Annotated in this window: 13 protein-coding genes and 1 pseudogene; 8 read left to right on the forward strand and 6 right to left on the reverse strand. The window is 36.7% G+C overall.

Going from position 1 to position 13,860, the window contains the following annotated elements:
• From HMPREF2887_RS08395 to HMPREF2887_RS08405, 3 genes and pseudogenes are all read right to left on the reverse strand, one after another.
• Positions 1-612, reverse strand: a pseudogene (locus HMPREF2887_RS08395) (ABC transporter permease); the annotation flags it as partial.
• The gene (locus HMPREF2887_RS08400; RefSeq protein ID WP_003024586.1) at positions 609-1,349 is read right to left on the reverse strand and encodes an ABC transporter permease; all 741 of its coding nucleotides are present in this window, start codon (positions 1,347-1,349) and stop codon (positions 609-611) included. The pseudogene HMPREF2887_RS08395 and the gene HMPREF2887_RS08400, both read right to left, overlap by 4 nt.
• Positions 1,349-2,257, reverse strand: coding sequence for an ABC transporter ATP-binding protein (locus tag HMPREF2887_RS08405; RefSeq protein ID WP_021001670.1), 909 nt, complete (start codon positions 2,255-2,257; stop codon positions 1,349-1,351). The genes HMPREF2887_RS08400 and HMPREF2887_RS08405 overlap by 1 nt, the downstream gene beginning before the upstream one ends.
• Before the next feature lie 171 nt (positions 2,258-2,428).
• Between HMPREF2887_RS08405 and HMPREF2887_RS08410 the strand changes: the two genes are divergently transcribed.
• A complete protein-coding gene (locus HMPREF2887_RS08410; protein ID WP_003024592.1) occupies positions 2,429-3,118 on the forward strand; it encodes a response regulator transcription factor in 690 nt (229 codons plus the stop codon).
• Positions 3,119-4,429 carry a sensor histidine kinase gene (locus tag HMPREF2887_RS08415; RefSeq protein ID WP_021001669.1) on the forward strand — a complete coding sequence of 437 codons (1,311 nt, stop codon included), beginning with the start codon at positions 3,119-3,121 and terminating at the stop codon, positions 4,427-4,429.
• A gap of 296 nt (positions 4,430-4,725) precedes the next feature.
• Here HMPREF2887_RS08415 and nox read toward each other — a convergent pair whose 3' ends face one another.
• Entirely contained in the window at positions 4,726-6,099 is a 1,374-nt protein-coding gene (nox, locus tag HMPREF2887_RS08420; RefSeq protein ID WP_021001668.1) for a H2O-forming NADH oxidase, read from the reverse strand.
• A gap of 290 nt (positions 6,100-6,389) precedes the next feature.
• Between nox and HMPREF2887_RS08425 the strand changes: the two genes are divergently transcribed.
• The 6 genes from HMPREF2887_RS08425 (at position 6,390) to HMPREF2887_RS08450 (ending at position 11,897) form a co-directional block, all read left to right on the forward strand.
• A complete protein-coding gene (locus HMPREF2887_RS08425) occupies positions 6,390-7,319 on the forward strand; it encodes an FAD:protein FMN transferase (protein ID WP_021001667.1) in 930 nt (309 codons plus the stop codon).
• Positions 7,320-7,338: 19 nt separating this feature from the next.
• Complete coding sequence (locus tag HMPREF2887_RS08430; protein ID WP_003024603.1) at positions 7,339-7,947, forward strand: NADPH-dependent FMN reductase; 609 nt, start codon at positions 7,339-7,341, stop codon at positions 7,945-7,947.
• An 18-nt stretch (positions 7,948-7,965) separates the two neighbouring features.
• Positions 7,966-9,210 carry an NAD(P)H-dependent oxidoreductase gene (locus HMPREF2887_RS08435; protein WP_003024605.1) on the forward strand — a complete coding sequence of 415 codons (1,245 nt, stop codon included), beginning with the start codon at positions 7,966-7,968 and terminating at the stop codon, positions 9,208-9,210.
• 149 nt (positions 9,211-9,359) lie between these two features.
• Positions 9,360-10,343 (forward strand): ABC transporter ATP-binding protein, encoded by a 984-nt coding sequence (locus tag HMPREF2887_RS08440; RefSeq protein WP_003024609.1) that lies wholly within the window; start codon positions 9,360-9,362, stop codon positions 10,341-10,343.
• Positions 10,336-11,115: an ABC transporter permease gene (locus HMPREF2887_RS08445; protein ID WP_021001665.1), complete on the forward strand. Its 780-nt coding sequence runs from the start codon at positions 10,336-10,338 to the stop codon at positions 11,113-11,115. Before HMPREF2887_RS08440 ends, HMPREF2887_RS08445 begins: the two co-directional genes overlap by 8 nt.
• Before the next feature lie 2 nt (positions 11,116-11,117).
• The gene (locus HMPREF2887_RS08450; RefSeq protein WP_021001664.1) at positions 11,118-11,897 is read left to right on the forward strand and encodes an ABC transporter permease; all 780 of its coding nucleotides are present in this window, start codon (positions 11,118-11,120) and stop codon (positions 11,895-11,897) included.
• A gap of 27 nt (positions 11,898-11,924) precedes the next feature.
• Here the strand turns inward: HMPREF2887_RS08450 and HMPREF2887_RS08455 are convergent, their stop codons facing one another.
• Both HMPREF2887_RS08455 and HMPREF2887_RS08460 read right to left on the reverse strand, forming a co-directional pair.
• Complete coding sequence (locus tag HMPREF2887_RS08455) at positions 11,925-13,634, reverse strand: cache domain-containing sensor histidine kinase (protein ID WP_057489652.1); 1,710 nt, start codon at positions 13,632-13,634, stop codon at positions 11,925-11,927.
• A partial coding sequence (locus HMPREF2887_RS08460) for a helix-turn-helix domain-containing protein (protein ID WP_148131512.1) occupies positions 13,631-13,860 on the reverse strand: 230 nt, incomplete at its 5' end. The genes HMPREF2887_RS08455 and HMPREF2887_RS08460, both read right to left, overlap by 4 nt.

The raw sequence follows: 13,860 nt of genomic DNA on the forward strand, positions 1-13,860 counted from the left end.
GAGCTCGATCACCAACAGCAATCTGAGCATAAGGGAAAATGCTAAAAAGACCTTGTCCAATAAATAGGGTCATAAGCCCTGCTATAGCCAAAATGGCTGATATAAGAATAGGCACTGCGAAATTTTTTAAGCGAATACTAAGAAAAATTTGAATGGTGACAATAGTAATGGTTGCTATCCAACCTGTGATAGACCAAAGCAAAAAGTCCAGTAGATAATTTGCAAAAGGTACCTTCAAAACCAAAGCGCTGATAATATAAAAGAGAAGAACTATCAGTTGACTAATAGCCATGACTAGTGATAAGCTGGTGATTTTGATAAAATGATACGATTGGCTTTAACCGGAATACTTAATAAGCGCTGCCAGTTTTTATTACTTTCCTCGAATTGACAACTGATGGAACAGATAATCCCGATCAGAATAGGAGTAAATATCTGCGAGGAATAGAAAACTGTTTGTCCCCAAAGGACGCGAGCTTGTGTACCATCTAGGAGCACCTTTCGATTGAGAGCGTAAATCATTGCTCCCAATAAGGACCCAACAAGGTTAAAGAAGATTAGCGTTATCGGAATAGCACTTTTTTTGATTTTTTTAAATTCAAAAATAATCATAATAGATCCGCCTTTCCAATGAGTTTTTTACTGACAAAGATGCTTAAAAAAATGATAAGCAATAATGTGACTAATTTAAAGGGATAAGCATTATCATATTGAAAAAGATAAGTGTTAGTTCCAGCCACCCGTTTAGCGATTCCCATCATAGAGAAATATTGCCAAGGAATGAAAATACGAATAGGAAATGGTAACGCACCGATACCTACAAATGACAGGAAGGAACCAATTAAGCCTGTTACCACTGTCACACTTGGCTTTGGATAGATAAAAGCTAAGCAAAGATGTAAACAAGACAGAAAGAGACAAACCAAAAAAGTTGTGAACAAAAAGAGACTCAATGAAACAGGTGTCACACTGACCTGCATGCCTTGAATAATAAATTTCAGAAAAAGCGTTTGAATCAAACTGACAACAAAGGCAAAAATAGCCATCACAGTCAATTTAGCCTTAAAAAGTTGCCAAGGACTTTCGTTACTGGTTTGCAAGAGTTTAAAAGTTTTGCCTAGATGTTCCAATTCCAGTAGTCTAGACGCTAAAACTGCAATGAAAAGTGGCAAAATACAATCATTCAAGTAAGTCATGGTATAAATGGCATTATAGGCCTCATGCGTTTTAGGTAATTCATATTTGATAACAACGCCACTCCAAATCAAGCCCACTGCTACAATAGCAATCAAAGATAGCAAGAAAGAACGTCTTTTTAATTTGATAAATTCTAATTGTAAATTTAGCATTACAAAACACTTCCTTCCCGTCCTGTCATATCAAGGAAAACATCTTCCAGCGATCGACGAATCATACGAACTTGATAAATATCAACATCATTTTCAACTAAGAGTCGAATAGCAGTGGCTATATTAACTTTATCGTTATCGTTGACAATCAATTTTTTGTCATCATCCAAATTAAAACCATTGAACATTAGTATTCTTTTAGCAGTTACATCATCACTGGTCTCAAACAGATATTTTTCATCTTCTTCAAGGTCAGATAGATGACCTTCAAAAAGTAATTGACCATGATTAATAATACCGACAGTCGTAGCCATCTGTTCAATTTCTGAAAGAATATGGCTAGAAACGATGATAGTCATATCGTATTTTTGTGGTAATGACTTGATGAGCTCACGAATTTCTTGAATACCAGCAGGATCTAAACCATTAGTTGGCTCATCCAGAATCAGTAATTTAGGAAATTTAACAATGGCTAGCGCAATTCCTAGACGTTGTTTCATGCCTAGTGAATAGTTTTTAACTAGCTTGTCTTTTTGATCGAAAAGTTTGACAATCTTTAAGACTTCATCAATATTTCTTTTTGGTAATTTAAGTAATTTTTGGATAATTTCAAGATTTTCATAGCCGGTCAAATTAGCATAGTAAGAGGGCTCCTCAATAAGGGAACCTACATTTGAGAGGAGTGATATTTGATTGCTATTAAAGGTTTTGCCAAAGAGCTTAATGGAACCATAGGTTGGTTGCAACAATCCCAAAAGCATTTTCATAGCAGTGCTCTTACCAGCACCATTTGGTCCTAAAAAACCATAAATTTCATTTTTTCTAATATGAATAGAGAGCTGATTAACGGCTACTTCACCTGAAAAATCCTTACTTAATTGGTTGGTTTCAACGATATAATTGTTCATTTGTTTTCTCCTTTAAAAATCTTAGAGTGATGTTATATCCTTTCGCTATTTTTATTATAATGAAACTCCTTTATTTTAACCTATTCATTACCTTAATTCTTCCTTAATTTTTACTTTAAAGTCCTTGACCAAGGAAGCAATGTGTTATACTAGTCTTATTGAGGTAATAGTATGAATTATAAAGAAAAGAAGATCTTAATTTTAGACGATAACCCAGAAATTTTAGAAATGGTGCAAGAATCATTGAACATTGCTGGTTTTAGCAATCTAACAAGTGTACAATCACAAAAAGAAGCTTTGGAGCAATTTGAAGAAAAATCTTTTGATTTAGTTATTTTAGACATTATGCTGCCTGAAGGATCAGGATTTGAAGTTTTAAAAGGTATCCGTAAGACTTCAACGGTTCCTGTTTTGTTTTTGTCGGCAATCTCCGATATAGAAAAACAATATCAGGGCTTTGAGCTAGGGGCAGATGACTATATTATCAAGCCTTTCCGCCCAAGAGATTTGGAGTTGCGTATTCTTTCCATCTTAAAAAGAGCCTATCCCGAAAAGGAAGATACCCTTGTTTTGCCTGCTTGCCAGGTGCATTTTAGCCAAGCCTTGATTACCAAAGGAAAACTAGAGATTCAGCTGACAGCTAAGGAATACAGTATTCTTAAGGTCTTATATGATAATAAGAATCGCATTGTTACTTTTGACCAACTCTTAGAAAAAGTCTGGGGCTTACAATACCAAGGCTATGATAATACCCTAATGGCTCATATTCGTAAGATTCGACAAAAGATCGAAGCCAATCCATCTAAACCAGAAAGCTTAATAACGGTTAAAGGTTTGGGTTACAAACTAAAGGTGAATTAAATGGATACCGTTAAATTTTTTACTAAGTTATTAACCAGGTATGTTCTATTACTCTTGGCTTTAATCATAGGACTTGTTTTTGTTTATGGTTTGGTTTTCTCATCCTATTTTAGTTTCTATGGAAAGGAAAAACCGGAACTACTTTACACTAAAATCGCTCAATCGAGTCAACAGAATAATTTTAATTTTGATAAAAGCAGCAAAATTGAAATGGATAAACAAAATACTTGGGCTATGGTACTGAATCAAGATGGCAATATTGTCCAATCTTATCATTTACCTCAACAGCTCAAAAGACATTATACCAATGCTGATATGGTTAAATTTTCACGTTGGTATTTAGAAGATTACCCTGTTTTCTCCTATGTACGAGGTCAGCAAATTTTAGTTTTGGGCTATCCTAAAAAGCATTCCTTAGCAAAATTTAATTTCTATGCTAATACACAATTTATTAGGAATTTTCTCAGTTTGGGACTTGTTTTCTTGGGTATTATTCTTTTACTTATTTTTATTCTTTTGAGCCGATCAAAGCTACGCATTAAAAAGGAAATGGATCCGATTATTACTGCTGTCACTTCTTTGTCTCAGGGTCAAAATATTGCTCTTAATGAAAAGGGAAATTTCTCAGAAATTAAGACAGCCCTTAATGAAACATCTCATATTTTGGAAGAAAGCAACACGATGAAAGAGCAATGGATTAGAGGGGTCAGTCATGATTTACGCAATCCTCTTATGCTCATATCAGGTTATAACAGTCAGCTAGAGCAGCAATATGGTAAAGGAAAGCAGACGGAGGAAATTGAAAATCAGATTCAAACTATGAAAGAAATGATTTCTAATCTCAATATGAGCTACTTATTGGATAATCAAAAGCATCACTCCGAATTTTCGAGTCTTGATTTGGTTGCAGTCCTACGAACAGTAATTGCCGATATATTGAATAATTATGAAACAATTACACTTCATTTTGATTTGCCTACCGAGGCAGTGTTGGTAAAAGGAGAGGTAACTTTACTAGAAAGAGCTTTTAGAAATCTCTTGCTTAATAGTATCATACACAGCGGTTCTAACCAGATTGATCTGACTTATCAATTATCTGATAATAAAGTGCTCATCATCATTGCGGATCAAGGAGATATTACAGCTCAAAAAATTACTGAGCTAAATCAAAAATCGACTAATTATGAATCACATGGTATGGGAACGGTTATCACTAAACAAATTATTAAATTACATCAAGGTGAAATTGTTTTTTTAGACAATCAGCCAGGCTTAAAAGTCATCATTTCTTTACCTTTAGTAAAGGACTGATGACCTACCTAAGAACAAGCTTACACTCAGAAAACTAACCATTTGGAGCATCGCAACACATTATTTATCTTCTAAATATTTCTAAATGCTATTTTTGGGGCAAAGTATTCTTTCGTCTAATCATCGTAAATTTTTGATAAATAAGTAGCAATACTATTCTATTTATCAAAAATTTTTCTGTTATACGCAAAAAAAGAGTGAACAAATAAAGTTGCACTCTTTTACTGTTAAAATGTTTTGTCAACAACTATATACGAATTACACTAAAAACGCTTTATAAACTCAATATCTTATCTTTATTTTTCAGCCGTCAATGCTGCCATTGTAATGTAGTTATAAGGTTTATTAAAGTGTGGCAGGAAGAAAATATCTGTCAAAGCTAGTTTATCAATGGTCACTTTTTCTTGGATTGCAAGTGAGAAGAGATGAATGCCCATTGAAATATCTTCGTGTGAAGCCAGTTGTGCTCCAAGGATGACACGTGTATCTTTATCAAAAACGATACGAATGGCTACTTCATGGTTATCGTGTTTGATAAATTCTGGCTTTTGAAGGTCGTTAAAGCCAGTTTCAACCGCATTGTAGCCAGCAGATTTTGCTTTTTCCAATGTCAAGCCAGTTGAAACCATTTTAAGGTCGTAGATGTTGATACCGTTTGAGCCTTGCACACCAATGCCTTCTAATACATGACCAGTTGCGTTGTAAGCTCCAACAATACCTGAACGAACAGCGTTTGAAGCAAGTGCAATGTAGCTCATTTTACCAAGGGAATTGTCATAAATCGTCGCACAGTCACCAACCGCATAAACTCCTGGGATGCTTGTTTCTTGTTTCTTATCAACAAGGAAGGCGCCATTACGGAAAAGTTCAATCTTGCCAGCGCCGAGAGCTGTGTTTGGTCGGAAGCCAACAGCCATAATGACCATATCTACGTCAAATGTTTCTTTATCTGTTACAATGCGTTCAACTTTGCCTTCACCTTCAACTGCTTGCACAGTTTGACCATAGGCAAGTTTAATACCATGATCTGCCAAGTTTTGACTCATCAAATCAGACAATTCACGATCGTAGTAACCAGCAAGACAAGTGTCCGCCACATCAATCAAGGTTACTTCTTTTCCGAGACGTTCAAAGGCTTCTGCCAGTTCAACACCAATGTAGCCGGCTCCAACAACAGCGACCCGATTGATGCCTTCGTTGTTTTTCAGCTTTTCAATCACTTCAGCAGAGTTTTGATACAATTTTACAAACTGAACGTTTTCTAGGGTCGCTTTAAATTCACGATTTCCTTCTACAAGTTCAACACCTTTGATTGGCGGGATAATTGGTTGTGAACCAGTCGCAAAAATCAATTTGTCATAAGATTCAAGATGTTCCTGACCATTTACAAGTGCGATCACTTCTTTTTTGTCATAATCAACTGACAAAACAGGACTTTCCATATAAACTTTTGCACCTTTTGCTTCAAGTTTTTCTTTATCTGAATAGAACAATCCTTCTGGGCCGTCAATTTGCTTACCAATCCAAAGCGCCATTCCGCATCCTAAGAAGGAAATGTTTGAATTTTGGTCAAACACCACAACTTCGTTTTCATTTCCGAAGTTGTCTAATATCGTATTGATACAAGCTGTACCAGCATGGTTGGCACCAATAACAACAATTTTACTCATAGAGCAATTCCTACCTTAATTTTTAATTTACTAAAACATTATAACATTACGTGTTAGCGTTTACAATATATTTGCTCATAAAACTGAAAAATATTACATTTTCTATCAATTTAAAAGAACTTTTCATGAATGATTTCATTTCTAATCTCAATGCATTCAAATTTTAAGTTTCTAGTTAAGACCATTCTATATGAAATTGTCGGAAAATTTTCTACAAAAAAGTTTGTGAAAACGTTATCTATCTGTTATAATAGATGTGTGTATTTAATCTATAGAAAGGAGGTAATGTGGTGGACTTCAGCTCTCGTTCTATTCAATTAATGGGAACGACGATTACAATTTTGATTCTTCATCATCAGGCAGACTTGTTACTTGACGAGGTCGTTCAGCTCCTTTTTCTTTATGAAAAACGCTTTAGTGCAAATGATGATGCTTCGGAGTTGATGAAAATCAACCATCAAGCTGGAAAACAATGGGTTCAGGTGCATCCTGATTTGTTTGAGCTAATTGAGCTAGGAAAACAGCATAGTTTAGCTCAAAATAGTCACTTGAATATTACTATCGGTCCACTTGTACAAACGTGGCGAATTGGTTTTCCAGACGCCAAAGTGCCTCAGCTGGAAGAAATCAAATATTGCCTTTCTTTAATAGAACCTACTTTTATTAAACTCGATTCTGCTTCTTCTAGTGTTTTTTTGGCAAAAGAAGGAATGAAAATTGACCTTGGAGCACTTGCAAAAGGCTATATTGCTGATAAAGTGATGGAGTTCTTAAAAAATAAAGGCGTGACTTCTGCTCTCATCAATCTAGGCGGGAATGTATTAACCCTAGGAATTAACCAAGTTTCTAAGCGTCCTTGGCGGATTGGAATCCAGCATCCCAAATTAACCCGCGGGAATAATCTGGCTCTTCTTCCTATCGTAAATCAATCCGTTGTGACTTCGGGAATTTATGAGCGAACCTTTGAAAAACAAGGGCAAACCTATCACCATATTCTTGATGGTAAGACAGGTTATCCTGTGGAGACAGATGTCGCTAGTTTAACGATTGTGTCTAATCGCTCTGTAGACGGTGAAATTTGGACAACCCGATTATTTGGCGAAAGCCCATCGTCCATTCTAGAACAAGTCGAAAAAGAAGAACAGATTGAAGCGTTAGGGATTACAAAAGAAGATCAATTATTCTATTCTTCTGGTTTAAAACCAGAATTGCTATTTTAATATCGGAAAGGAAATAATTATGTTAAAACTCATCGGTTTAGTTGGCACAAATTCAAAACGTTCCACCAATCGCCAACTATTACAATATATGCAAAAACATTTTGCGGATAAAGCAGAAATTGAACTAGTGGAAATCAAAGATATTCCCATTTTCAATAAACCCGCAGACAAAAAACTTCCAGCTATTGTAACGGAAATTGCTGAAAAGATCGAAGCGGCTGACGGGGTCATTATCGGAACGCCTGAATACGACCACTCTACCCCAGCTTCGCTCATGAGTGCTCTGGCTTGGTTGTCTTACGGCATTTACCCATTGCTCAATAAACCCGTGATGATTACAGGTGCTTCCTTTGGAACCTTGGGTTCGTCTCGTGCACAGTTACAGCTTCGCCAGATTTTGGATGCCCCTGAGTTGAAAGCTTCCGTCATGCCTGGCTCTGAATTTTTGCTGTCGCACTCTCTGCAGGCATTTGATAAAGAAGGCAATCTCATCGACCTTGAAACTATTCAGAAATTAGATGCACTCTTTGATGATTTCCGCCTTTTTGTGAAAATTACCGAGAAACTATCCAGCGCACAGGAATTATTGCACAAAGAAGCTGAAAACTTTGACTGGGAAAACTTGTAAGCAAAGGAGAATGACATAATGAAATTTGTAGGAATTGTAGGCTCAAATGCAGAGCAATCGTATAATCGTAAATTACTGGAATTTATCAGAAGGCATTTTAAACTAAAATTTGAATTGGAAGTCTTGGAAATTGATGAAGTTCCGATGTTTAATCAAGACGAAAAATGGGACGAATCTTTCCAGCTTCGCCTCCTATACAACAAAATTACCCGTGCAGACGGAGTCATTATCGCAACACCTGAGCACAACCATACCATTACCGCCGCTCTGAAAAGCGTGCTTGAGTGGCTGTCATTTGAAGTTCATCCATTTGAAAACAAGCCTGTCATGATTGTGGGCGCTTCTTACTACGATCAAGGAACTTCGCGCGCACAGGTCCATTTACGCAAAATTCTTGACGCACCAGGTGTCAATGCTTATACTCTTCCCGGAAATGAATTTTTGCTTGGAAAAGCCAAAGAAGCCTTTGACGATGAGGGAAATATTACCAACGAAGGAACCGTCAAATTCCTTGAAACCTGCTTGGATAATTTCATGAAATATGTAGAGGTCGTTTCAAAATTGAAAAAACCAAAACCAATTGAACCAGAAGATTTAGATGTTACCAAACCTATCGCAACAACGATTCAAGGCATTGACCCAGATGATCCTGAATGGGTTGAAAAAGCCGCTGCCATGGTGGGCGCTGTCTCAGGAGATACCTATGTAAAACTAGACCACGGTATTTTAACGGTGGATCAGATCAATATGTTCTTGAAATCCATGCCTTTTGAACTGACTTACGCCGATGACAACAACCAATTCCTCTACTACAACAATGCACATCAAGACCCTGATACCATGCTGGCAAAACGTGTACCATCTCAGTCAGGAAACCGCCTATCAACGGTTCACAATTCACTTCCGGCTGGCAGAATGAAAAATGTAGAGTGGGTGGTCGGAACCTTGCGTAACGGCAATCAAGAATATGTCCGCACCCTGATTCCAAATCCGCATTCACCAGTTTTAAATACACACAATTATCAGGCCATGTACTATCCAGACGGCTCTTACGCTGGGATCAATGAAATTGTCTTTAATTTCAGACCATGGCTGGAATGGTACTTGGAAACAACAGGTCAGCAGCTAGTTGGCGGAAGCGGCCCATTCGCTCCTGCAGGAGGACAGGCTAAAGCTGATGCAACTTCCGGTGCTTCGGATACAGGTAGTCACAGCGAGAGTACGGGTGAGGCAGATGCTACTTCTGCTGCTTCCAGTCATTGATTTGAAGAAATCAAAGAAAAGGTTGAGCAATTTTGTCTCATCCTTTTTTCTGTGTAAAAGATCATTCCATAAGATTCACTTGCACAGATTTCGTGAACTTGTTATAATAATGAATATACGCAAACGTTTTCTGCCACAAGGAGATAATGATGATTGAAGCAAATCAATTATATAAGACATATAGTATTGTCGAGAAAGAATTAGGCCTTAAAGGTTCTATCAAAGCCTTTTTTCACCCTAAGAAAAAACAAATTCACGCTGTACAGAATATTTCATTAACGGTTCAAAAAGGTGAAATTGTTGGTTATATTGGTTCGAATGGAAGCGGAAAGTCCACGACTATAAAAATGCTGACAGGTGTTCTTTATCCAGATCGAGGCAGTGTTAAAATTAATGGACTTACCCCACAGAAACATCGCACAGCAGTCAATAAGCAGATTGGCGTTTTATTCGGACAAAAATCACATTTACGTTGGGATATCCCTGTGCTGGAATCTTTTATTTTGCATGCGAAAATCTATGACGTTCCTGATAAAGTTTTTGAGGAACGCTTGGAGCAATTAATTGAGCTGTTGCAGCTAGGAGATTTTATTCACCAGCCTGTTCGTAATCTTTCGCTCGGGCAACGAGTTCGCTGCGAATTTGCTGCTATATTCATTCATCAACCTGCCGTTGTTTTCTTGGATGAACCTACAATCGGTCTTGATGCCAGTGTAAAAGAAACCATCCGCTCTTTCATTCGCTTTATGAATAAAGAGTATCAGACAACTTTCCTCATTACGTCTCATGATATGCAGGATATTGAGTCGCTCTGCAAACGAATTTTCATTATTGATAAGGGCAAAAAGGTTTATGACGGAAGTCTGACGCAATTAAGAGAAAAGTTTTCAACAATTAAAACCATTTCTTTCAAAACGCAAACGCCAATAGAAGAGCTGTTCCAAATCAATGGTTTTCGTTTTGAGAAAATTGACTCTTATCATTTCAATATTCATTATCAGACGGATATTTATACTAATGCCCAAGTTATCAATCAGATTTTTGAGCATTATTCAATCGAAGACCTAGCTATCAAAGAATTGACAATTGAAAATATCGTCAAACAAATTTATGAGGAGGGGCTTGATGAGTAAATATATTCATATCACACGATTAGCTCTTATTACGCAACTTCAATATAAATCTTTCTTTGTCGCGACCCTAATTCGTACTTTCATACAAGTGCTGGTCTCTATTTTCGTTTGGAAAACCATTTTTTTCACTCAATCTCACGTTAATGGTTATACTTTAGAAACGTTCACTACCTATATTATATTTGCAAATCTACTAGGAAATCTAAATAGTTTCAGCATTGGACGGGATTTGTCTATAATGATTGTTGATGGGAATATTACTGGCGAGCTACTCTATCCTTATTCCCTCATTACTTCTCTCTTTTTCCAAGACTTTGCTGTCAAAATCGTTGAAATTGTCAAATTCGTTCCAATTTTATTAGTTATCCCTTTGCTTCAAGGACAGCTTTATCTTCCAAATTGGCAGACAGGATTGCTTTTCCTATTTTCTAGTTTATTAGGAATGTTTATCATCCTCCTGTTAGATTTAGGATTTAGCTTAACAGCCTTCTTCACGGCAAATACTTGGGGAATTTTGATTCTCAGAAACGGGCTTTTTTCACTCGCTTCAGGAGCGCTTTTGCCACTAAGTTTTTATCCAGAAAATATTGCAAACATTTTGAAACTATTACCTTATAGCTTTGCTGTTAATTTTCCGGTCAATATCCTTTTGAAAAGACAGGTTAATTTTGAACTCTTCTGGATTCAATTGGCTTGGATTCCGATACTTTCAGCTTTCATTACTTTTCTTTGGTATCAAGCTAAACGTCGTTTAGTTATTTTAGGAGGTTGAAGATGAAATACATCAGCATTTATTTTTATAACCTCAAAGCTTACTTGATTGCTAGTATGTCTTATAGGATGGACTTCTTTATTGGACTTATTTCTTCTTTGATTGAACAGATTGTTTATTTAATCTTTTTAAATGTATTATTTGCAAATATCAAGGAAATTGCTGGATTCAACTATGGACAAATGCTATTTATTTATGGAATGGCAACTATCGGACGTTCAGTTCACCTGATTTTCTTTGACAATCTTTGGATGTTTGGAAGCCGCTATATTCGCAAAGGTGAGTTTGAACGCCTGCTTATCATGCCTATCAATCCTCTTTTTCAGCTAATTTATGAACGCGTGCAGCTACAAGGATTTGGCACAACACTAATGGGAGCTATTGCAACTTATCAAGCCTATCATTTACTCGGACTGCATTGGAACATTTTTCATCTACTTCTCTTTGTCTTTATCTGTATTTGTATTGGTTTACTCTATGCCGCTATTCAATTAGGACCTACTGCTCTTGCTTTTTGGATTGTCGAATCTTTCCCTATCACAATGGGGATTTTCTCCCTCAATCAAATGGCACAATACCCTATCAAAATTTACCCAACCTTTATCCAATTGATACTAATTTTTGTATTTCCTTATGCTTTTACTTCTTTTTTTCCAGCTCTTTATTTTTTAAATCTAAGCTGGATTGGTTTGCTACTTCCTTTAGTCCTACTTGTTATTTTTACTATCAACTACGCTCTATTCAAATACGGCATGAAAAAATTCTCCAGTGTTGGGAATTAAATATTAAAAACCAACTGAAATCTTTCATCAGTTGGTTTTATTTGCCTTTGGAAAATAGAGACGAATCTCCGTATAAGTATTTTCTTCAGATTTAATTTCCATGTGATAGGATTTACCAAATTGTAATTGCAAACGCTGATTAACATTCTTCAAACCGACACCACCCAAGCGAACGAGTGTAGCATTTGTAGTTTCGCTGGCGACAAAGCCACGACCATTGTCATAAATTGAAACGATGAGCTGCGTGTCATTTTCAGAAACGCTAACTCGAATCCTCCCTTGACGATTCATTTCTTTGATACCATGGTAAATGGCGTTCTCAACCAAAGGCTGCAAAATTAATTTTGGAATTTTGTAGTCATCATATTGCTTCAACTCTTTAATCTCATATTGCAATTTCTCACCATAGCGCTGTTTTTGAATAAAGAGATACTGACGCACGTGGTCAATTTCATCTTTAAGAGAAATTTGTTCATGTCCTTGGTTCAAAGCTAAACGGAAATACTTAGCCAGTGATTTTGTGACTTCTACCACACGCTTGCTGTCATTAAATTCTGCCATCCATACAATTGTATCTAACGTATTGTAAAGAAAATGCGGGTTGATTTGGCTGGAAAGCGCCTGCAATTCATATCTTCTGACATTTTGTTCCTCTTCTTTGACTGCAATCATCAATTGATCAATCCGGTCTAACATAATATTAAATTGTCTTGCCAAATCAACTAATTCAGGAGAGCCGGTTTCATTAGCCCTCAAATCTGAATGCCCGCTTCCAACCTTTAAAATGGTTGCTTGTAAATCTCGCAAAGGCTTAATCCAAAGCCGAAGCACAAACCAAATCCCTATTAGACAAACACCCAAAGCAAACAACCCTGTTCCAATAAAAGACCACAAAATCTGTGTTTGAACTGCATGCAATTGTTCCATTGAAGAAACCCCAATCAAGGTCCAGTCACTATGTGGAATTTGGTACTGAGATACGTAGGCCTGCTTTGATTTTACATAACCATTTTTTGCAGCAATATAGGGCGCCATCGCACGCATTTCAGTAGCGGATGAATAAACTGTTTTCTTTGGATGATAGACAAAGTCATGATTGGAATCGACGATAAAGGTAAATCCCTCTTTTCCTAACTGTAGTTGATCTAAATAAGCTTCCAACGTCTTGTATCCAATATCTAAGCGAACAACCCCTAGATTTTTACCATCTTTATCTACAACTTCCTGCATGATTGAAATCACCCATTTTTCACCAGTTGTATGACTGATGGTTCTTCGTGCTGGTGTCAAAATCGGCATAGCACCTTTATGGATAGCATCCTGATACCATTTTTCTTTCATCATATCAGCGGATGTCTTCATGGTTAATTCAGGATCTGTTGATATGAGATTTCCGTCTTTTGTTACCAAAATAGCAGATACCAAATCCGAATCTGTTTTTAAAATCGTTGCGAATAATTGCCGAAGTTGTTCAGCGTTTTCTTGGCTTGGTGTTTGTGCGTATGTCTTTATTTTCTCATTTTCAGCCAAACTACTCGTTGTCTGTTTAACTTTTTGTAAATAAGAAGTGATAAACTGACCACTTTGCTGAATGGTCTTGCGTGTATTTTGCTCAGTTGTCTGGCGAATAGCAACCGAACTAGTCTGATAATAAATCCCACCGACAATTCCCAAAAGAGCTAATATCATGATAAAAACATAAATCACTAACTGAATCAGAAGCGAATAACGTTTCATTTCCCTTCTCCTCGTTTAAATTGCCGCGGTGTCACTCCAACGACTTGTTTGAAGCGTTGAGAAAAATAGTTCATATCTTCAAAGCCGACCTGCTCTGCAATTTCATAAACCTTCAAGTCAGTTGTCAAAAGCAGTAATTTTGCTTTCTTCATCCGTTCTTGAATTAAGTAATCCTGAAATGGCAAGCCCAGCTCTTTTTTGATGAGAACACTCAAATAAGACGGAC

The organism is Streptococcus sp. HMSC071H03 (genome assembly GCF_001813035.1).
Classification (GTDB): domain Bacteria; phylum Bacillota; class Bacilli; order Lactobacillales; family Streptococcaceae; genus Streptococcus; species Streptococcus anginosus.

Coding starts and splice junctions, on each gene's coding strand:
- HMPREF2887_RS08400 (WP_003024586.1), bottom strand. CDS start 1,349: ATGCTAAATTTACAATTAGAATTTATCAAATTAAAAAGACGTTCTTTC.
- HMPREF2887_RS08405 (WP_021001670.1), bottom strand. CDS start 2,257: ATGAACAATTATATCGTTGAAACCAACCAATTAAGTAAGGATTTTTCA.
- HMPREF2887_RS08410 (WP_003024592.1), top strand. CDS start 2,429: ATGAATTATAAAGAAAAGAAGATCTTAATTTTAGACGATAACCCAGAA.
- HMPREF2887_RS08415 (WP_021001669.1), top strand. CDS start 3,119: ATGGATACCGTTAAATTTTTTACTAAGTTATTAACCAGGTATGTTCTA.
- nox (WP_021001668.1), bottom strand. CDS start 6,099: ATGAGTAAAATTGTTGTTATTGGTGCCAACCATGCTGGTACAGCTTGT.
- HMPREF2887_RS08430 (WP_003024603.1), top strand. CDS start 7,339: ATGTTAAAACTCATCGGTTTAGTTGGCACAAATTCAAAACGTTCCACC.
- HMPREF2887_RS08435 (WP_003024605.1), top strand. CDS start 7,966: ATGAAATTTGTAGGAATTGTAGGCTCAAATGCAGAGCAATCGTATAAT.
- HMPREF2887_RS08440 (WP_003024609.1), top strand. CDS start 9,360: ATGATTGAAGCAAATCAATTATATAAGACATATAGTATTGTCGAGAAA.
- HMPREF2887_RS08445 (WP_021001665.1), top strand. CDS start 10,336: ATGAGTAAATATATTCATATCACACGATTAGCTCTTATTACGCAACTT.
- HMPREF2887_RS08450 (WP_021001664.1), top strand. CDS start 11,118: ATGAAATACATCAGCATTTATTTTTATAACCTCAAAGCTTACTTGATT.
- HMPREF2887_RS08455 (WP_057489652.1), bottom strand. CDS start 13,634: ATGAAACGTTATTCGCTTCTGATTCAGTTAGTGATTTATGTTTTTATC.